The sequence below is a fragment of the Xenorhabdus eapokensis genome, assembly GCF_001908105.1.
Genome location: NZ_MKGQ01000016.1, coordinates 20324 through 40027 on the forward strand (window position 1 = coordinate 20324; position 19704 = coordinate 40027).

The 19704-nt window shown below is 45.1% G+C and carries 19 protein-coding genes; 6 read left to right on the forward strand and 13 right to left on the reverse strand.

Translation table 11 applies throughout. The annotated features are described in order from the left end of the window. Window positions 1–60 precede the first annotated feature (60 nt). Together mepM and znuA are read right to left on the reverse strand one after the other, a co-directional pair. Window positions 61–1383, reverse strand: coding sequence for a murein DD-endopeptidase MepM (gene mepM, locus Xedl_RS11840; protein ID WP_074023919.1), 1323 nt, complete (start codon window positions 1381–1383; stop codon window positions 61–63). 20 nt (window positions 1384–1403) lie between these two features. Then, window positions 1404–2309 carry a zinc ABC transporter substrate-binding protein ZnuA gene (gene znuA / locus Xedl_RS11845; RefSeq protein WP_244149708.1) on the reverse strand — a complete coding sequence of 302 codons (906 nt, stop codon included), beginning with the start codon at window positions 2307–2309 and terminating at the stop codon, window positions 1404–1406. A 151-nt stretch (window positions 2310–2460) separates the two neighbouring features. Here znuA and znuC point away from each other — a divergent pair, with 151 nt between their 5' ends. Together znuC and znuB are read left to right on the forward strand one after the other, a co-directional pair. Beyond that, window positions 2461–3210, forward strand: coding sequence for a zinc ABC transporter ATP-binding protein ZnuC (gene znuC / locus Xedl_RS11850; RefSeq protein ID WP_422645893.1), 750 nt, complete (start codon window positions 2461–2463; stop codon window positions 3208–3210). Further along, window positions 3207–3995, forward strand: a complete 789-nt coding sequence (gene znuB / locus Xedl_RS11855; RefSeq protein ID WP_074023922.1) for a zinc ABC transporter permease subunit ZnuB — start codon at window positions 3207–3209, stop codon at window positions 3993–3995. Before znuC ends, znuB begins: the two co-directional genes overlap by 4 nt. A 127-nt stretch (window positions 3996–4122) precedes the next feature. On the opposite strand, the gene ruvB is transcribed toward znuB, so the two are convergent. The 6 genes from ruvB to aspS all read right to left on the reverse strand — a co-directional run bounded on the left by ruvB (window position 4123) and on the right by aspS (window position 9455). Next, window positions 4123–5130, reverse strand: coding sequence for a Holliday junction branch migration DNA helicase RuvB (ruvB, locus tag Xedl_RS11860; RefSeq protein WP_074023924.1), 1008 nt, complete (start codon window positions 5128–5130; stop codon window positions 4123–4125). A 16-nt stretch (window positions 5131–5146) separates the two neighbouring features. Beyond that, window positions 5147–5764, reverse strand: coding sequence for a Holliday junction branch migration protein RuvA (gene ruvA / locus Xedl_RS11865; protein WP_074023925.1), 618 nt, complete (start codon window positions 5762–5764; stop codon window positions 5147–5149). Between the two features lie 78 nt (window positions 5765–5842). Further along, window positions 5843–6364: a crossover junction endodeoxyribonuclease RuvC gene (gene ruvC, locus Xedl_RS11870; RefSeq protein ID WP_074023927.1), complete on the reverse strand. Its 522-nt coding sequence runs from the start codon at window positions 6362–6364 to the stop codon at window positions 5843–5845. Between the two features lie 113 nt (window positions 6365–6477). After that, on the reverse strand, window positions 6478–7221 hold the full coding sequence (locus Xedl_RS11875) for a YebC/PmpR family DNA-binding transcriptional regulator (RefSeq protein WP_074023929.1): 744 nt from the start codon (window positions 7219–7221) through the stop codon (window positions 6478–6480). A gap of 30 nt (window positions 7222–7251) precedes the next feature. Continuing rightward, entirely contained in the window at window positions 7252–7686 is a 435-nt protein-coding gene (nudB, locus tag Xedl_RS11880; protein ID WP_074023930.1) for a dihydroneopterin triphosphate diphosphatase, read from the reverse strand. Continuing rightward, a complete protein-coding gene (gene aspS, locus Xedl_RS11885; protein WP_074023932.1) occupies window positions 7686–9455 on the reverse strand; it encodes an aspartate--tRNA ligase in 1770 nt (589 codons plus the stop codon). Before aspS ends, nudB begins: the two co-directional genes overlap by 1 nt. Window positions 9456–9721: 266 nt before the next feature. Between aspS and Xedl_RS11890 the strand changes: the two genes are divergently transcribed. From Xedl_RS11890 to cmoB, 3 genes are all read left to right on the forward strand, one after another. Further along, window positions 9722–10120, forward strand: coding sequence for an MAPEG family protein (locus tag Xedl_RS11890; protein ID WP_074023933.1), 399 nt, complete (start codon window positions 9722–9724; stop codon window positions 10118–10120). Between the two features lie 232 nt (window positions 10121–10352). Further along, entirely contained in the window at window positions 10353–11141 is a 789-nt protein-coding gene (gene cmoA, locus Xedl_RS11895) for a carboxy-S-adenosyl-L-methionine synthase CmoA (RefSeq protein WP_074023935.1), read from the forward strand. Continuing rightward, a complete protein-coding gene (gene cmoB, locus Xedl_RS11900) occupies window positions 11138–12109 on the forward strand; it encodes a tRNA 5-methoxyuridine(34)/uridine 5-oxyacetic acid(34) synthase CmoB (protein WP_074023936.1) in 972 nt (323 codons plus the stop codon). Before cmoA ends, cmoB begins: the two co-directional genes overlap by 4 nt. A 91-nt stretch (window positions 12110–12200) precedes the next feature. On the opposite strand, the gene cutC is transcribed toward cmoB, so the two are convergent. The 5 genes from cutC to Xedl_RS11925 form a co-directional block, all read right to left on the reverse strand. Further along, entirely contained in the window at window positions 12201–12953 is a 753-nt protein-coding gene (gene cutC / locus Xedl_RS11905) for a copper homeostasis protein CutC (RefSeq protein WP_074023938.1), read from the reverse strand. A gap of 56 nt (window positions 12954–13009) precedes the next feature. Further along, window positions 13010–14302 carry an MFS transporter gene (locus Xedl_RS11910; RefSeq protein WP_074023939.1) on the reverse strand — a complete coding sequence of 431 codons (1293 nt, stop codon included), beginning with the start codon at window positions 14300–14302 and terminating at the stop codon, window positions 13010–13012. A gap of 114 nt (window positions 14303–14416) precedes the next feature. After that, window positions 14417–15565 (reverse strand): galactonate dehydratase, encoded by a 1149-nt coding sequence (dgoD, locus tag Xedl_RS11915; RefSeq protein ID WP_074023941.1) that lies wholly within the window; start codon window positions 15563–15565, stop codon window positions 14417–14419. Beyond that, a complete protein-coding gene (locus Xedl_RS11920; RefSeq protein WP_074023943.1) occupies window positions 15562–16179 on the reverse strand; it encodes a 2-dehydro-3-deoxy-6-phosphogalactonate aldolase in 618 nt (205 codons plus the stop codon). The genes dgoD and Xedl_RS11920 overlap by 4 nt, the downstream gene beginning before the upstream one ends. Then, window positions 16130–17041, reverse strand: a complete 912-nt coding sequence (locus Xedl_RS11925) for a 2-dehydro-3-deoxygalactonokinase (protein WP_074023945.1) — start codon at window positions 17039–17041, stop codon at window positions 16130–16132. Before Xedl_RS11925 ends, Xedl_RS11920 begins: the two co-directional genes overlap by 50 nt. A 475-nt stretch (window positions 17042–17516) precedes the next feature. On the opposite strand from Xedl_RS11925, the gene argS reads away from it, so the two are divergent. Continuing rightward, a complete protein-coding gene (gene argS / locus Xedl_RS11930) occupies window positions 17517–19247 on the forward strand; it encodes an arginine--tRNA ligase (protein WP_074023946.1) in 1731 nt (576 codons plus the stop codon). The last annotated feature ends 457 nt before the right edge of the window (window positions 19248–19704 follow it).

Here is a 19704-nt window from a genome sequence, read left to right on the forward strand (position 1 = left end):
AAAAGCGGACGATAGTAATCATCCGCTTTTATCTCTGTCAATAATCAGAAGTTGATGCACCTAATCCAGCAACAATTGAGGTCTAACCTCCTGAACCATTGCTACATATTCTGCGCGTTCTTTACCATTCAGCCCACCAGAACGCGGTAATTTTGCAGTGAGTGGGTTAACCGGCCGCTGGTTATCCCAGAATTCAAAATGCAAGTGTGGACCAGTTGAGCGCCCTGTATCCCCAGATAGCGCAATACGCTCACCCCGCTTCACTTTCTGTCCTGGTTTTACCAATATTTTCCTCAAGTGCATGTATCGAGTTGTATATTGACGTCCATGGCGAATGGCGATGAAATTACCAGCCGCACCATCAAATTTGGCAACAACAACTTCACCATCACCTACTGCCAGAACGGGAGTTCCTACTGGCATAGCAAAATCAACCCCTTTATGCGCTGTAATTCTGCCAGTTACCGGATTTAAGCGATGTGGATTGAAAGAGGAAGACACTCTGAATTGTTTAGTTGTAGGGAAACGCAAGAAGCCTCGTTCCAGACCAGAAGCATTACTGTCATAAAAACGCCCATCATCAGCCCGGAAAGCATAATAATCATTACCACCGCTTTGTAAACGAACACCCAATAACTGGCTCTGTTCACTTTTTCCATCAAGCATTTCACGGGATATCAGCACAGAAAAACGATCACCTTTACGTAACTTGCGGAAATCTATCTGCCATTGCAGCGCTTTTGTCACTTCTCTGGCTTCACTGCTTGTTAGTCCGGCAATCAGGGCACTACTATTAAAACTGCCATCGACTGTACCTGTGATGACACTGTTTTTCCACTCTCCTTTCTGAAACTCTTGCTCTTCGTTAAATGTATCCCCTTCGCGAGTATAAACGCGAGTTTCACGACGTGATATATCCCATGTCAGCGTTTTTAAATTCCCATTATCATCAGTAGTCCACGATAATGACTGGCCAATCCCTAAATTACGCAATGCCTTATATTGATTTGACAATAAAGCAACCTCAGAGGAATCAATTCCGAACTGAGTTAAAATCGAACTCAGGGTATCACCACTAGAGACAATATATTGGTGCGGAACATTTGCCGCTGTATCAACAGAACTGCCATCATCATCCTCAATACCTTCATTGGGGAGTTGTTCATTAGCCTCCCCAGCAACATCATCCGTTGCATCAGAAATGCTATCGGAAGTGTTGAGAATAATGCTACCTGCTCGTTCTTCTCCTTCTTGTTCATGGTAAACAACAGGCCGCCATATCGCGATAGCCAAAGTGACTAACGTTAAAGATCCCAACATGATCTTGTGTGGTTTGGGTAGGTTGTTGTATACCAAAACGATAGTTTTAGCTATTTGCTGCACTAATAAAATTCCTTATTGTATTAATTCAGGCAGCTCGCATATTGTTTTGATAACTGAGTTATAAATTTCATGTAGCTATCTTTATCCAATACGATGCCACTCCCTAAAGGGTCAAGTATTCCAATACGTACATCAGTACCTTTTGCTACGGCGTGAATAACGGCTGGCCTGAATTGAGGTTCAGCAAAAATACACTTTGCTTTTTGCTCAACCAATTGTGTTCGTATTTTGTGTAATCTCTGCGCGCCAGGTTGTATTTCAGGATTAACGGTGAAAACACCTAGCGGAGCCAATTGGTAATGTTTTTCAAAATAGCCATATGCATCATGAAAAACAAAATAACCCTGCTTTTGCATGGGCTTTAAAACATGAGTAATATTCTTATCAGTTTGTGCAAGCTGTCCATTGAATTTACGTAGGTTTACTTCTAATTGCTGTTTTTGTTGAGGATATTGTTCAATAAGGTGTTCATATATTGCCTGAGCGGCTTTTTCTGCAATCTTTGGAGAAAGCCAAATATGCATATTATATTCACCGTGATGATGATGTTCGTGCTCTTCCTCATGCTGAGATGATTCAGCACCAGCACCGTTACCCACTTCACTATCCTTTAATTCTTCACTATTTTTTAATAATAATGGCTTAATGGTAGGTAATTCAGCCAGTGACAGTTGTTTATTCTGTTCAATTTTAGCTATCGGTTTCGCCAAAAAGGTTTCCATATCTGGGCCAATCCATACAACCAAATCGGCTTGCTTAATTTTCCGTACATCCAGAGGACGTAGCGCATAATCATGTGGAGAAGCGCCATCGGGCAGAAGTACTTGAGTATTTGTGACACCATCAGCAATGGCAGCAGCAATAAAACCCAATGGACGAATGGAGGTAACAACATCTGCCTGCGCAAAGCAATTCACTCCTGCCATTAACACAGTTGTTAATGCGATTTTATGAAAAAATTTATGCGCGTATTTCTGTGAGTTGTGTAACATAATATGAATATTCCATGCAGAAAATCGAATAATGTTATATTATAACATTTCAATGATTCTGCAATACACTTTTAACTTGCCCACTATGATTACCCTAAAAAACATTACGGTTGAATTTGGTAACCGCAAGGTATTAAACAATATTTCATTCAATCTCAAGCAAGGGAAAATTCTGACGCTGATCGGCCCAAACGGTGCGGGAAAATCAACTCTGGTTCGCGTCGTTCTTGGTTTAGTCCAACCCACTTCGGGCACCATCGAACAGAGCCCCGCGTTGAGAATTGGTTATGTTCCACAAAAACTTAACCTTGATCCCACTCTGCCCCTGACTGTTAAGCGTTTTATGATGCTAAGGCCTAATGTAAAACCAGCAGATATCATGCCGGTATTAAATCGGGTCAAGGCGGCTCACTTACTGGAGCAACCAATGCAAAAGCTGTCTGGTGGCGAAACTCAGCGAGTGCTACTTGCCAGAGCTCTACTTAACTCCCCACAGCTTTTGGTTCTTGATGAACCAACACAAGGTGTTGATGTCAATGGCCAACTGGCGCTTTATGATTTAATCAATCAAATCAGGACTGAGCTTAATTGCGCTGTACTTATGGTATCCCATGATCTGCATTTAGTAATGGCGAAAACAGATGAAGTTTTATGCCTCAATCAACACATTTGTTGTTCTGGTACACCGGAAGTAGTGTCAATGCACCCAGAGTTTATCGCAATGTTTGGGCATCATGGTGCAGAACAACTGGCAGTCTACCGCCATCATCACAATCATCATCATGATCTTAAAGGGAAAGTTATTTTGAAAAATATTGGGGGAACAGGTCGATGATTGAATTATTGCTTCCCGGCTGGCTCGCTGGTATTTTTTTAGCCATTGCCGCCGGACCTCTGGGTTCTTTTGTCGTTTGGCGCAGAATGTCCTATTTTGGCGATACACTGGCTCACGCATCACTGCTTGGTGTTGCATTCGGTTTCTTACTGAATGTCAATCCATTTTATGCAGTTATTGCAGTTACACTTATTCTCGCCACTATTTTAGTTTGGCTGGAAAAACGCCCACAATTGGCAGTTGATACATTATTAGGCATTCTGGCTCACAGTGCCCTGTCGCTCGGTTTAGTCGTCGTTAGTTTTATGACCAGTGTAAGGGTCGATCTAATGGCCTATTTATTTGGCGATTTATTATCTGTGACTTATGAAGATCTCTGGCTGATTGCGGTCGGTGTCGCGATTGTTACTGGATTACTGACATGGCAGTGGCGCGCCCTGCTATCAATGACCGTTAGCCAAGATTTGGCTTTTGTCGATGGCATTAAAATTCAACGTCTGCGGATTTTACTGATGTTAGTGACAGCATTAACTATTGGGCTGGCAATGAAATTCGTCGGAGCATTAATTATCACCTCCCTGCTGATTATCCCTGCCGCTACCTCCCGTCGTTTTTCCCGCACACCTGAACAAATGGCCGCTTTTGCCATTATTGTCGGTATGCTTTCTGTTACAGGAGGATTAACGTTATCGGCGTTTTATAACACACCAGCAGGGCCTTCCGTTGTACTTTGTTCGGCCGTGTTATTTGCATTGAATTTAACTTGCAAGGCAAGAAGCGGATAATAATCCCCCTCACCTTGCTACTGCGGTTTTTTAGCGACAACTCAAATACCACTGACGGGGTTATAATTGAGATAAATTATAACCCTTTTTTTATCTTATAAATCAACTATCTAAAAAAACAATATTATTATTCGTCTTTTTTGCTCAACCCAAAATGCCGGTAAGCATGATGGGTCGCAATTCGCCCGCGTGGCGTGCGTTGAATAAATCCTTGCTGGATCAGGAAAGGTTCCAGCACATCTTCGATAGTTTCCCGTTCCTCACCAATCGCCGCTGCCAAGTTATCCAAGCCAACGGGGCCACCCATAAATTTATCAATAATGGTAATCAGCAATTTACGATCAAGATAATCAAATCCGGCGGAATCGACACTCAGCATATCCAGAGCTTGGGATGCAGTATTGCTATCGACCGTGCCATTACCTTTCACCTGAGCAAAATCACGTACACGACGCAATAATCGATTAGTAATACGGGGAGTACCACGGGAACGCATTGCGATTTGCCTTGCACCATTATCTGAAATATCTAATCCCATATAGCGTGCACTGCGGGAAACAATGCTCTGCAAATCATCAACATTGTAAAATTCAAGGCGCTGTACGATACCGAATCGATCACGTAATGGTGAAGTTAAGGAGCCTGCACGCGTAGTCGCGCCAATCAAAGTAAATGGGGGAAGATCAATCTTGATGGAGCGGGCGGCCGGCCCTTCGCCAATCATAATATCCAGTTGATAATCTTCCATTGCCGGATAAAGAATTTCTTCCACAACCGGCGATAAACGGTGGATCTCATCAATAAACAGCACATCATGCGGTTCCAGATTAGTGAGCATGGCAGCAAGGTCCCCTGCCTTTTCCAATACTGGTCCCGATGTGGTACGAAGATTAACCCCCATTTCATTTGCAACAATATTTGCCAGTGTGGTCTTACCTAACCCTGGAGGACCAAAAATTAATAAATGATCCAGTGCATCACCACGCTGACGTGCCGCCTGGATAAAAATTTCCATCTGCTCACAAACATGAGGTTGCCCAACATATTCAGACAGAAATTTCGGCCGGATAGCACGATCAATGGCTTCATCATCTTGCAGAACGCCTGCTGAAACTAGACGGTCAGCTTCAATCATCACTTAACTCCTGTGATTACAGCGCCGCACGAAGCGCTTCTCGAATGAGGGTTTCACAATCAGCACCGGGTTTAGCGACTTTGCTCACCATTCGGCTAGCTTCCTGCGGTTTATACCCCAGAGAAACCAGTGCCGCTGCGGCTTCTGCTTCAATATCGGCTGTAGAATTCGCTTGTTTGGTGGCTGCGGGCAAATTAACATCACAATTTTGGTTAAATAGATCGCCATTAAGCCCCTTAAAGCGATCTTTCATCTCTACGACTAACCTTTCAGCCGTTTTTTTACCAACCCCCGGTAATTTGACCAATGAGGCAATGGCTTCCTGTTCTATCGCGGTAACGAATTGCTGGGCAGACATACCCGAAAGGATTGCCAGTGCTAATTTAGGCCCAACACCATTAACCTTAATCAGTTCACGGAAAAGCGCCCGCTCTTGTTTATCATTAAAACCGTATAATAGTTGAGCATCTTCACGCACAATAAATTGGGTAAATAAAATAGCTTCCTGGCCAATTTCAGGCAGTTCATAAAAACAGGTCATTGGCATATGAACTTCATAACCGACACCATGAGTTTCCAATAAAACCAACGGTGGCTGTTTTTCCAACACGGTTCCTCTCAAACGCCCTATCACTGTTTACCCCCTGAAAATAAAATAAATCGTTCCGCTAGCTTATAGCACAAAAAAAGCTGGACGTATATCCAGCATCGGCTATTTCAGGCGACCTCGTGTTAAATTTAACCGTGCATCACCTACCCGAAGCAGGTTTTGGCTGAGATGACAATGGGTAATAGCAATCGCCAGAGCATCGGCGGCATCGGCCTGCGGATTAGCAGACAGTTTCAGCATCGAACGTACCATGTGCTGGATCTGGCTTTTTTCGGCTGCTCCCGTACCGACCACCGTCTGTTTAACCTGACGGGCGGCATATTCAAATACCGGTATGGATTGGTTAGAAGCCGCGACAATGGCCACACCACGCGCCTGCCCTAATTTCAAGGCTGAATCCGCATTTTTCGCCATGAAAACTTGTTCTATTGCAAAAGCATCGGGCTGGAATTGAGTGATGATTTCAGTAACTCCGGCGTAGATCTTCTGCAAACGACTGGGTAAGTCATCTACTTTTGTTCGAATACAACCGCTACCGAGATAGATAAGTTGCCGTCCCTGCTGGCGAATAACGCCATATCCCGTGACTCTGGAGCCAGGGTCAATACCAAGAATAATCGCCATATCGAACTATTCGCTTTATTCGCCTAAATCTGCCTGTGATATGGGATAAAAACGTTAGAGAAAGTGCCCTGATCGAAAGAGCACTTTCTCTACGCTGTGAACCCTAATGCTAATTACAGCAGTGCTGCAACCTCATCTGAGATTTCACCATTATGATAAACCTCTTGCACATCGTCAGAATCTTCAAGCATATCGATCAGACGAAGTAATTTAGGCGCGGTATCCGCATCCAGTTCCGCTTTTGTAGATGGGATCATAGAAACTTCCGCGGAATCTGCCTTGAAGCCTGCTGCATCCAGTGCATCTTTAACACTCCCGAAAGACTCTGGAGTAGTATAGACGTCAATTGCACCATCATCATAAGTTTCAACATCGTCAGCCCCCGCTTCCAACGCTGCTTCCATCACCGCATCTTCGTCCAAGCCTGGTGCGTAGGAAATAACCCCTTTCTTGGTGAACAGATAAGAAACAGAGCCATCCGTTCCCAGGTTACCCCCTGTTTTGGTGAACGCATGACGAACTTCAGAAACAGTACGGTTACGGTTATCACTCAAGCATTCAACCATTACCGCTGTACCACCAGGGCCGTAACCTTCATAAATGATGGTTTCCATGTTATCTGAATCGTCGTTACCAACACCACGGGCAATTGCACGATTCAACGTATCACGAGTCATGTTGTTGGATAGCGCTTTATCGACGGCAGCGCGCAAACGTGGGTTGGAATCTGGATCACCCCCCCCCAGTCGCGCAGCCGTGACCAATTCACGGATAATTTTTGTAAAAATCTTACCGCGTTTGGCATCCTGTGCCGCTTTGCGGTGTTTCGTATTGGCCCATTTACTATGACCTGCCATGCAAATATCTCCGATAAAACGTCTTGTAGACTAAATTACAAATTCTTCAATTGCTTGCCGATTGCTCCACGACTTCGTCAATTTGGCCGCGTCTTCCGCAGACAACCATTGATAAGCCAGATGTTCAGTCAGCAAAATCTCTCGCTCCTCAGGTAACGCCAGAGAGAACCAATGTTCTTTATTGCGCGTTATCCCCTGAGCATATCGATGTCGTAGGTGCGAGAAAATCTCATAATAAAGACAACGTTGACAATCTTTCAGTTCAAGATTTTCATTGATAATATCAATGCCTACCTCTTCCTGTACTTCACGTAACGCCGCCTCCCGCGGTTTTTCGTCCTTTTCAAGGCTACCTGTCACAGATTGCCAAAATTCAGGATCGTCCCGTCGCTGTAGCATCAGCACCCTTTTGCTGTTAACGGCGTAAATCATAACCAGTACAGATTCAGGGCGCTTATAAGCCATTATTCGTTCTCTTTTTTAACGACTGAAATAGCCAGTTCTTCCAACGCCGCTGAATTCGCTGGGCTCGGTGCATCCGTCATCAAACAAGCCGCAGCCGTTGTTTTCGGGAAAGCGATCACATCACGAATATTATCTGTATCAGTCAGCAACATGACGAGGCGATCCAAGCCGAAAGCCAAGCCGGCATGTGGCGGTGTACCGTATTTCAGGGCATTCAGCAAGAAACCAAATTTCTCTTGCTGTTCCTGCTCATTAATACCCAAAATGCGGAATACAGACTGCTGCATTTCATTGCGATGGATACGGACAGAGCCACCGCCTACTTCATAGCCATTGATAACCATGTCATAAGCGTTCGCGATAGCAGATTCTGGATTACCTTCCAATTCAACCGCCGACATATCACGCGGAGACGTAAATGGATGATGCATTGCCGTCAAGCCACCTTCTCCGTTTTCTTCAAACATGGGGAAATCAATCACCCACAGCGGTTTCCAGCTTTCCAGATCGGTGATGTTCAAGTCACGACCCAGTTTCAGGCGCAACGCTCCCATTGCATCAGTGACAATGTTTTTCTTATCAGCACCGAAGAACAGGATATCACCATCCTGAGCATTGGTACGGGACAACATACCCTCAACTATCTCCGCAGACAGGAATTTAGCAATCGGGCTTTGTACCCCTTCCAGGCCAGCAGCACGGTTATTAACTTTCATCCATGCCAACCCCTTCGCACCATAGATGCCAACAAATTTACCGTACTCATCAATTTGCTTGCGGCTCAACTCTGCGCCACCAGGCACACAAATCGTCGCCACACGGCCTTTAGGATTGTTTGCGGGTTCTGCAAAAACAGAGAATTCCACGTCTTTAACCAGATCGGCAATATCCACCAATTCCAGAGGGTTACGCAAATCGGGTTTATCTGAACCAAAGCGGCGCATGGCTTCTTCGAATGTCATCATTGGGAAGCTGCCCAAATCGACACCTTTTACATCCAGCCACAGTTCACGGATCATTTTTTCCATGATTTCGCGAACTTGTTCAGCGGTCATAAACGAGGTTTCAACGTCGATCTGGGTAAATTCTGGTTGACGATCGGCACGCAAATCTTCATCACGGAAGCATTTCACAATCTGGTAATAACGGTCAAAGCCAGACATCATCAACAACTGTTTGAAAAGCTGCGGGGACTGCGGCAGTGCATAAAATTCACCTTTATGCACACGGCTTGGTACTAAATAGTCACGCGCACCTTCTGGCGTTGCCTTAGTCAGCATTGGCGTTTCAACATCGATGAAACCCGCATCATCCATAAAACGACGCACAAAACTGGTGATCTTTGCCCTGGTTTTCAGACGCTGCGACATCTCAGTGCGACGCAGATCAAGATAGCGGTATTTCAGACGCTGCTCTTCGCTGTTATTCTGGTTGCTGTCCAGTGGCAATGGCTCCGAGCGGTTGAAAACCATCAGGCTTTCTGCGAAAACTTCAATTTCGCCAGTTGCCATATCTTTATTGATTTGGTTATCAGGGCGCGCACGCACAATCCCCGTAATTTGAATACAAAATTCATTACGCAGCTCAGAAGCCTGAGCAAAGACCTCTTTCTGATCTGGGTCAAAAAATACCTGAACGATACCCTCGCGATCTCTCATATCGATAAAGATCAAGCCACCTAAATCACGGCGACGATTTACCCACCCACAAAGAGTCACTTTCTGGCCTTCATAGGCTAGGTTTAACAACCCACAATAATTAGTACGCATACAATATCCTTTTACTCAGCTCGTTATGCTTTCTGCTGCGGAAATTTTGGCATTGTTCTTTTAGGAAGAATTGCAAAAAAGGTTGCTATTATACTGGAAATTCTGACCGGAGATAAGGTCATAACACCGTTCTTGGCAAGACAATTTTTTGCTATCCGATCACATTCATAGAATTTATTATTAAATACGATGATTTATAGCGACAGTTTTCTTTTTGAGGTTTATCATCATTTGGCCGTTTTGAGATTAGGCAATTGGAGTTAAAAATGGTTAGCTCGCTTTATATAGTACTGGGTGCACTACTGTTAATTAAGCTGTCTCTGGATGTCGTCAAATTAAGAATGCAATATCGGGTAGCTTATGGCGATGGCGGTTTTTATGAATTGCAAACAGCCATTCGGGTTCATGGTAATGCGGTTGAATACATTCCAATTTCAATGCTGTTATTGATTATCATGGAGATGAATGGGGCGCCCGTCTGGTTGCTACACATTTGTGGATTAGTATTACTTTCAGGCAGAATACTACACTACTTTGGCTTGCGTCATCGGGAAATACGCTGGCGACGTATGGGGATGGTAGCAACCTATATGTCAATGATAATAATGATTATCGCTAACATCTACTATTTACCGTGGGAGCAGATCTTTTCTCTCTATATTTGATACTTTCTGACGGACAGAATTTTTTATCGCGCACTGGATAATTTTCCTTATGCCTTATTATCGATAACCCTCCCTTTTCTGCGTATGTTGCATTACAGCCGATGGCAATAGAGATAACCCCTCAGGCAATATATGCCGCCTGAGGGGTTATCTCTTGATTATCTCTCTTTCTGCCTTTTCCTGCATTCTGTTAGAATAACGGCTTCTTATTGTTTCCAATATCAATGCTGTTATGTCAAATCAAGAATCTCACAATCAACGGGACAGTCTGTTCTCTGCCCCCATTGCCAATTTAGGTGACTGGAGTTTCGATGAACGTGTTGCCGAAGTCTTTCCTGATATGGTGAAACGCTCTATTCCCGGTTATTCCAATATCATTGCCATGATAGGTATGCTGGCAGAACGTTTTGTCACACCAAACAGTCAAATTTATGATCTCGGTTGTTCCCTTGGTGCAGCCACGCTGTCAATCCGCCGTGCCATAAATGTCGATAATAGTAGGCATACCACTTCCCGTGCTGCGGGTTGCCGTATTATTGCCGTCGATAATTCACCGGCAATGATCACACGCTGCCGCCGCCATATTGACGCTTTCAAAGCCAATATCCCCGTTGAAATCATCGAACAGAACATTCTTGATACCGACATTCAAAATGCATCAATGGTTGTTTTGAATTTCACATTACAGTTCCTGCACCCTGATGATCGCCAGAAAATGCTGGATAAAATCTATGCCGGTTTAAAGCCAGGAGGCGTTTTGGTGCTGTCTGAAAAATTCAACTTTGAAGACGAGCAAATTGGTGAGTTGCTATTTAACATGCACTATGATTTCAAACGAGCCAATGGTTACAGCGAACTGGAGATCGGCCAAAAACGCAGTATGCTGGAAAATGTCATGCGGACAGATCCTGTTGAAACTCACAAATCACGCCTTGCACAAGCCGGATTCCAACACGTTGAAGTCTGGTTCCAATGTTTTAACTTTGGCTCATTATTGGCAATAAAAGGAGCTGACCAATGATTGATTTCAGTAACTTTTACCAATTGATCGCCAAAAATCACTTAAGTCACTGGCTGGAATGCCTGCCTGCACAATTAAACCATTGGCAGAAAACCGCATTACATGGTCAATTCAGTTCATGGGTAAAAATTCTGGAGCGTCTGCCTGAAATTCGCCCGACCCAACTTAACCTGAAACATGGTGTCATTGCGAACCATGAACCAGCGCTATCAAACGGTGAACAAGCCTGCATTCAAAATATTCTGAAGCTGTTGATGCCGTGGCGTAAAGGCCCTTTTTCTCTGTATGGCGTGGAAATTGATACAGAGTGGCGTTCTGACTGGAAATGGGATCGTGTCCTTCCCCATATTTCGCCTTTAGAAGGCAAAACTATACTTGATGTCGGCTGTGGCAGTGGTTACCACATGTGGCGTATGGTCGGTGAAGGGGCGCATTTGGTCGTGGGTATTGACCCAACTCAGCTTTTCCTGTGCCAATTTGAAGCTACCCGAAAATTACTGGGTAACGATCAACGCGCCCACCTTTTGCCATTGGGCATTGAGCAATTACCCGAACTAAACGCCTTTGATACGGTGTTTTCAATGGGGGTGCTTTACCATCGCCGCTCTCCCCTCGACCATTTATGGCAACTGAAAAACCAGCTCGTTTCCGGCGGTGAGCTAGTTCTGGAGAGCCTGGTTATTGAAGGTGACGAATACCAATGCCTTATGCCGGGTGAACGTTATGCACAAATGCGAAATGTCTACTTTATTCCATCGGCCAAGATGCTAAAAGTGTGGTTGGAAAAATGTGGTTTCATTGATGTCCGTATTGTTGATCATGCCGTCACGACACTGGATGAACAACGCCAGACCGAATGGATGAAGACTGAATCACTGGTCGATTTTCTCGATCCAAACGATCACAGTAAAACGATAGAAGGCTATCCGGCACCCCTGCGGGCTGTTCTGATTGCCCGCAAACCATGACCTGACACTCTCCAGCTTTTAAGTTGCCACTTGGCGGTTTCTGGCTGCCGTTCCCAGCCACAGGATTAACTCTGTGACTGGGTTCTGGCTTTTATTTTTTCCGTTGAACCAAACTCATCACGCACTTCATCGATTCAACTAACGATCCATCGACACAATAATAAGCATATTCGTCTATATCACTGTCGTCAGAACTCATTGTCACGCCCGCTTTCCGGTATTTCATGAGAGAAGGCACCGTCTTACCTGCTGAACTATGAACTTCCGTGACGCCAATTTCCAAAAACTTACTGATATTGCTCACTCTGACACCCGCTCCTGGCATAATAATCGGCCCTTGGCTAGCCTGTAACAACTCTTTTAACAGGGGCAGTCCCAATTCAGCATTTTGTTGCTGGCCTGACGTTAAAATACGCTGCACACCGAGTTCAGTTAGTTGCTCCAGCGCAACGTGTGGATTAAAACACAGATCAAAAGCACGATGAAAAGTGACTTTCATATCCCCTGATAATGACATCAGTTGCCTCATGCGCAGCCGATCGATATGACCTTCTTCATTTAACACACCAAAAACGACGCCGGGAAAACCCATATCACGGATACGAGCGACATCATTTTTCATCACGTCGAAATCCCTATTGCTGTAACAGAAGTCGCCTCCTCTTGGTCGTACAATAGGATGGACAGGAATTGATAAATACTGTCGTGCATGCTGCAATGCTCCGAAACTCGGCGTTACCCCGCCTTCCGATGGGCTGGCACACAGTTCAATGCGATCAGCTCCTGCCTTTTGTGCAACCAAAGCACAACTTATGCTATAACAGCAAATTTCCAGCCTTATCATTCAAAGCCCCTCAGATATCGCCCTTCGTTATCCTGTTCTGTTTAATACGAGTTTGATTAACCTACACGTTTTACCTCTCCCACAAGAAAGATATAGGAGAGTGCACCCATCAATGTTACGACAGAAATGTAAACCAGTGCTGGAGAAAAGCCGTAGCTCTGCGCCAAATAGCCAATCACAAGCGGTACGGAGATCCCCCCCAACCCGCCGGCAAAATTAAAAATGCCGCCGGTCAAACCAATCAAACGCATCGGTGCCAGTGAAGAAACCAGCGACCAGGTAATGGATGCAAAGCCATTACCAAAGAATGCCAACGCCATCAGCACCATGATCCATATCGGATTGTTAGTATAATTGGCTCCCATAATACAGGTGGAAATTATCAAACCACAAATAATCGGTGTCTTACGCGCCGCGCCCAAAGAGAAACCTTTACGCACCATTTTATCTGCCAACCAACCAGAGAGCAGCACACCGAGAAATGCAGCTAAAAACGGAACGGTCGTCATGAAGCCAGCTTTCAGAGCGGTAATCCCCTTCTCTTGAGTCAGATAATTCGGGAACCAGGTCAAAAAGAACCACAATGTTGAAGCCACTGCAAATTGCCCCAGATAGACCCCCACCAGCTTACGGTGGAACATGAGCTTCCAGTCAGCAATAGTAAGAGACTGCCGTGCCTTTTTCTCAGTTGACGAGTCATCACTTATCAATCCCCCTCCACTGCGTATATATTCAAGCTCTGCATGACTCATATTTTTGGTTAACTGTGGCCGCCGATAAACTTTAATCCAGATGAGTGACCATATAATCCCGATACCACCAGTCAGGAAAAAGACCCAGTGCCAGCTAGTGAGTACCTGAATCCACATAAGAAGTGGTGTCAAGAAAGCAAGTCCAACAAACTGCCCTGAGGTGTAAAAGCCAACGGCAGAGGCGCGTTCATGTTCAGGGAACCAATTTGTCACCATGCGATTATTGGTGGGGAATGTCGGTGCTTCAAAAATACCAATAATAGAACGTAATCCAATCAATGACATCAGCCCGATAGCAAAGCCCTGTAATAGCGTCGCCACCGACCAGCCAAGAATAGCAATAAAATAGGTCAGGCGTGAGCCAATCCGATCAAGGAACCAGCCACCGGGTATTTGACATAAAGTATAAAACCAGGAGAAAGCAGAGAAAATGTAACCCATTTCTGCTTTCGTGATAGCAAACTCTTGCTGAATACTTGCTGATGCAACCGCAAGGTTAGCTCGATCAACATAACAGATAACGACCGTAATAAAGATCATTATCAGCGTCAGATAGCGCCGACGCCCAATTTTCGTAGTTGTTACTGAAATATTCATATCAATCTGTCTCCAGATTCTGGGCATGGGGAACCCCGTCACCTTGCCCTGTTGTTAACAGAGGGTGTAAAAAACGCATCAATTGAATTAGTTGTTAGTTAAGGGCGGGCATTATCACCATTCAGCAACGGAACCATCTTTATGCCGCCACAATGGATTCCGCCAGTCTGGTGCATTTTTGCTACGCTCAATGACCTGTACTTCGTCGATTTCAACCCCAAGACCCGGCTTCATTAAAGGTTTAAAGAAACCCCCTTCCATACTGAAATCTTCTTTATTTTTCACCAGATCAAGTAACTCCGCGCCTTTATTATAATGAATGCCCATGCTCTGCTCCTGAAACACCGCATTACGTGATATGAAATCGATGTGCAGACAAGCGGCTAGCGCAATCGGCCCCAGTGGACAATGGGGTGCCAGCGCCACATCATACGCTTCAGCCATGCCCGCAATTTTATAGCATTCAGTCATTCCTCCCGCATGCGATAAATCTGGCTGGATAATAGCCAGCCCGCCCATTTCCAATACACGTTTAAATTCAAAACGGGAAAACATACGCTCACCTGCCGCGATTGGAATATGGGTTTGCGCCGCCAAACGGGGATAATATTCCGACTGCTCCGCCAGCACCGGTTCTTCAATAAATAGAGGACGATACGGTTCTAATGCCTTAATTAATACTTTCGCCATTGGCGCGCTAACACGGCCATGAAAATCAAGCCCAAATTCAATTTCATTCCCGAACACTTCACGGATTTGTGCCACGGTACTGACAGCAGCATCAATCTTTCGACAATCATCAATGATGCCCAATTCTTCACAACCATTTAATTTGAATGTATCAAAACCGATCTTCCGTAAGGTTTTAATACCGTCAATCACTTCAGACGGGCGATCGCCCCCTACCCAACTATAAGCTTTGATCTTATCGCGCACTAATCCACCCATCAGTTGCCATACGGGTGCATTTAAGACTTTACCTTTGATATCCCATAAAGCCTGATCGATACCTGCTATAGCGCTCATCAGAATGGGGCCACCACGGTAAAAACCGGCACGGTACATCACCTGCCACAGGTCATTGATACGGGCGGGATCTTGTCCAATCAAATATTCACTCAGCTCGTGCACTGCCGTTTCCACTGTGCAGGCACGGCCTTCAATCACTGGTTCTCCCCAACCCACAACCCCTTCATCTGTTTCGATTTTCAGGAATATCCAGCGAGGAGGTAAACGGTAAGTGGTAAACTTAGTTATTTTCATTGCACGGCCTCTCGATACGCATTCACAAATAAGGTTGCTTGCTGTGCAGTACGATCAACCGATTGACCAGCACGATAAAGATCGCTACCTAAACCGGCTCCTGTGCAACCTGCATTTATCCACTGAGACAGATTATCTGGCGTTACACCACCCACGGCAAAAACAGGTACGTCTGGTGGCAAAACGGCTTTCAGCGCTTTGATATAGTCTGGACCGAATGCCGATGCGGGGAACATTTTTAGTGACTGAGCACCCGCTGCCAGCGCGGTAAAAGCTTCCGTGGCTGTCGCGCAACCCGGACATACTGTCATACCATAAGCGACCGCTCTGTGAATCACTTCACTGTGGATATTAGGCGTGACAATCAGTTTGCAACCCATTTCCGCCAGCACATCCACCTGTTCTGGTTTAAGTACCGTTCCCGCCCCAATCAACGCCTTACTGCCAAACGCTTTCACAATGGCTGGAATACTCTGTTCCCACTGTGGAGAATTAAGTGGGATCTCTACGGTATCGAATCCAGCATCAATAACCGCTGTAATGTGTCCAAGTACTTCGTCCGGTTTAATACCGCGAAAAATAGCGATAAGTGGAAGGTTGGTTTGCCACAGCATCTGCAATACTCCTTATACCTGCCTGAAAAACGGTATCGCCATCTGCCAGAGAAACATTTCGTCCAATCGCATTGAACGCCTGTTTATAACGAGCAGCTAACGAAAGTCCGGCGACGAGTGTGATAGTCTGTTGGTCAGCAAAATAGTGACTCATGCTCGCAATTTCTGCACCAATCAACAGGCCGGACAAAAATTCACTCACATGTTCGCGGGGCAGAGCATTCAATATATGTGAAGCGCGAACTTCAAATAAGAGCGGCAAAATCGCCGGAAAATCTATTCCCCGTTCAAGACCTGCGTTAAAAGCCTCAGGGCAGACAACCTGTTCTGGTAACCCCGCCCCCACCAGTGAATGCTGCAAAAGTAAATGGTGGAGTTCACCGGTCATCACAGTACGAAAATCATGGATTTGTTGGTTGTCAGCCAATACCCATTTGCAGTGAGTACCGGGCATAACATAAAGAGAAGAAGGAAAAAGCTGGGAAGCCCCCAATAATTGCGTCTCTTCGCCTCGCATCACGTTGTGATTATCTTCACGTGAAACACACAATCCAGGAATGATCCAGACATTGTCTGCGACGGGCGTTAATTGCTCGCCGATTGCAGAGAACTGAATGGGAACCGACAAATAGGGTGCTATTTTCCAACCCACGTTACTACCGATCATCCCTGCCATGACAACCGGTGTTTTATCATTGCGCCAGCCTTGCGTGATTTCTGCTAACACCCCTTGTGGGGATTTTCCATTGAGACGGGTAACTCCCATTGCGGATTGCCTGCTTTCCAGACATTCATCGCCCTGATATAGCCAGGCTCGTAAATTAGTCGATCCCCAATCAATAGTGATGTAACGTGCTGTCATATGATTTCCTTAAGCCTTCGTGCTGACCGCCGCATACCCCCTGATGCCGTATCGTATCAAACAGCACCTTATGTCCCTCCCTGGCGTGTTTTAGATTACCCACACAAAATCGTTCAAATATTACCCAGCAAAGCGAGCTTATCGCTACGCTGAGTTGCAGTGCTACGATAAAGATCACAAAAAGAACACTGCATTTTTAATTTTTAATGATCTCTTTGAGAGAAAAAGGGGGGAAATTTAAATCAGCGACTAAAGAAATCGTTTTCTGCCCTTACCTCAAAATCCGGCTGATATGGCGAAGAATTGCTGGAAAGGCGAGCTGAAAACAAAAAGTCATACCGCAAGCGGCGGCTGGTGGTAGCATGCAGGATGCTGAATATGGTATAAAACCTGTTATTTTGTCATAACTCACACGCTTAAAAGTATTTGCACAGTTCAAATGCACGGGCTTTTATGCGTAATTTAAGGTAACTCGGTGAATATTCAGGCCATTCTTTCAGAAAAAATCAGCCATGCGCTGATTGCTGCTGGTGCTCCAGCCGACAGTGAAGCTCACGTTCGTCAATCTGCAAAAGCTCAGTTTGGTGACTACCAGGCGAATGGTGTCATGGCGGCAGCGAAAAAAGTGGGCATGCCCCCCCGACAATTGGCAGAAAAAGTCGTCAGTTTGCTGGATCTGCAAGGAATTGCCAGCAAAGTTGAGATTGCAGGCCCTGGTTTTATCAATATTTTTCTGGATAAAGCATGGGTTGCAGATAATGTTGAAACTGTACTGAAAGATGAAAAACTGGGCATTACTCCGGTAGAGCCAAAAACCATCGTGATCGACTATTCTGCGCCGAATGTGGCCAAGCAAATGCATATTGGGCACATTCGTTCCACGATTATTGGTGATGCCACCGCGCGTACCCTTGAATTTTTGGGTCACAAAGTCATCCGAGCCAATCACGTTGGTGACTGGGGTACTCAATTCGGGATGCTGATTGCCTACCTGGAAAAAATCCAAAATGAAGATGCCAGTGACATGGCATTAGCGGATTTGGAAGCCTTCTATCGTGAAGCGAAGAAAACTTACGACGAAAATGAAGAGTTTGCTGTTCGTGCCCGTAGTTACGTAGTAAAACTGCAAGGCGGTGATGAATATTGCCGTACCATGTGGCGCAAATTGGTTGATATCACCATGTCACAAAATCAGGAAACCTATGATCGCCTGAATGTGACGCTGACGAAAAAAGATGTCATGGGTGAAAGCCTGTATAACGATATGCTGCCTGGCATTGTTAGCGACCTGAAACAACGTGGGCTTGCCGTTGAGAGTGATGGCGCTATCGTGGTTTACCTTGATGAGTATAAAAACAAAGAAGGCGAACCAATGGGTGTCATCATCCAGAAAAAAGATGGGGGTTATCTATATACCACCACCGATATCGCTTGTGCCAAATACCGTCATGAAGTCTTGCACGCTGACCGCGTTCTTTACTACATCGATTCACGCCAACACCAGCACCTGATGCAAGCCTGGACAATAGTGCGCAAGGCCGGTTACATTCCTGAATCCATGTCACTTGAACACCATATGTTCGGCATGATGTTGGGTAAAGATGGCAAGCCATTCAAAACTCGCGCAGGTGGCACAGTAAGACTGTCTGATTTGCTGGACGAGGCCATTGAACGAGCAGATGCCTTGATCCGCGGGAAAAACCCAGATATGCCGGAGGACGAACTGAAAAAAGTTGTCAACGCTGTAGGTATTGGCGCGGTGAAATATGCGGATCTTTCCAAAAGCCGGACTACCGACTACGTATTTGACTGGGATAATATGCTCGCCTTTGAAGGTAATACTGCACCTTATATGCAATATGCTTATACCCGTGTCAATTCTATCTTCAAGCGTGCAAAAACCGATGAAAGCAGTCTGACACACCCCGTTCTTCTGAATGAAGAACGTGAACAAGCCTTAGCGACGCGCCTGTTGCAATTTGAAGAAACTATCACAACGGTTGCCCGCGAAGGCACTCCTCACGTGATGTGTGCTTACCTCTATGATCTGGCTGGCCTGTTCTCTGGTTTCTACGAACATTGCCCAATCCTGAATGCGGATAGCGAAGAAGTGCGTCAGAGCCGCCTGAAATTGGCTTTGCTGACGGCAAAAACATTGAAACAAGGCCTTGATACCTTGGGTATCGAGACAATAGAACGGATGTAATTATCTTCTCCCAAACTGGCATGATCAAATCATGCCAGTCTCATCATGGCTACAATCCCCGTTGGGAAAAATCTTTTAATCTGAATCCCATTAAAGTGACACTGTCAGAGGTTTTGCCAAAATGCCCAACGCCACCGCGCAAGGTAAAGCCAGCAAAAAGCAAAGGCGCAATAAGTTAGGTAGTTTGCAAGCAACGAAAAAGGCATCTGTCGCCGAATGCTAAATTTTTGATACCAAAATGTTACAAAAGGCTTTATTTATATCCTGCCAGGTGTATCCCACCTACTCTTTTAGAAAAAAAAGACAATATCATAAAAAATAAATTTATATATCTAATAGAAAAAAGCAATTTTTGCTCAAAAAACCCTAAATTTTAGACTTGTTTCATTAGCTAATCTCAAAGAGGAATTTTCTAAAAAATTATGTTAACCAGACTAAAAAAACAATCTTTTCGATA

Bases quoted from the DNA above. Each gene is read 5' to 3' on its own strand.
- znuC (WP_422645893.1), top strand. From the start codon at position 2,461: ATGATTACCCTAAAAAACATTACGGTTGAATTTGGTAACCGCAAGGTA.
- ruvB (WP_074023924.1), bottom strand. From the start codon at position 5,130: ATGATTGAAGCTGACCGTCTAGTTTCAGCAGGCGTTCTGCAAGATGAT.
- cmoB (WP_074023936.1), top strand. From the start codon at position 11,138: ATGATTGATTTCAGTAACTTTTACCAATTGATCGCCAAAAATCACTTA.
- znuB (WP_074023922.1), top strand. From the start codon at position 3,207: ATGATTGAATTATTGCTTCCCGGCTGGCTCGCTGGTATTTTTTTAGCC.
- Xedl_RS11890 (WP_074023933.1), top strand. From the start codon at position 9,722: ATGGTTAGCTCGCTTTATATAGTACTGGGTGCACTACTGTTAATTAAG.
- Xedl_RS11925 (WP_074023945.1), bottom strand. From the start codon at position 17,041: ATGACAGCACGTTACATCACTATTGATTGGGGATCGACTAATTTACGA.
- aspS (WP_074023932.1), bottom strand. From the start codon at position 9,455: ATGCGTACTAATTATTGTGGGTTGTTAAACCTAGCCTATGAAGGCCAG.
- cutC (WP_074023938.1), bottom strand. From the start codon at position 12,953: ATGATAAGGCTGGAAATTTGCTGTTATAGCATAAGTTGTGCTTTGGTT.
- Xedl_RS11910 (WP_074023939.1), bottom strand. From the start codon at position 14,302: ATGAATATTTCAGTAACAACTACGAAAATTGGGCGTCGGCGCTATCTG.
- Xedl_RS11875 (WP_074023929.1), bottom strand. From the start codon at position 7,221: ATGGCAGGTCATAGTAAATGGGCCAATACGAAACACCGCAAAGCGGCA.
- dgoD (WP_074023941.1), bottom strand. From the start codon at position 15,565: ATGAAAATAACTAAGTTTACCACTTACCGTTTACCTCCTCGCTGGATA.
- Xedl_RS11920 (WP_074023943.1), bottom strand. From the start codon at position 16,179: ATGCTGTGGCAAACCAACCTTCCACTTATCGCTATTTTTCGCGGTATT.
- cmoA (WP_074023935.1), top strand. From the start codon at position 10,353: ATGTCAAATCAAGAATCTCACAATCAACGGGACAGTCTGTTCTCTGCC.
- znuA (WP_244149708.1), bottom strand. From the start codon at position 2,309: ATGGCAGGAGTGAATTGCTTTGCGCAGGCAGATGTTGTTACCTCCATT.
- nudB (WP_074023930.1), bottom strand. From the start codon at position 7,686: ATGGCTTATAAGCGCCCTGAATCTGTACTGGTTATGATTTACGCCGTT.
- ruvC (WP_074023927.1), bottom strand. From the start codon at position 6,364: ATGGCGATTATTCTTGGTATTGACCCTGGCTCCAGAGTCACGGGATAT.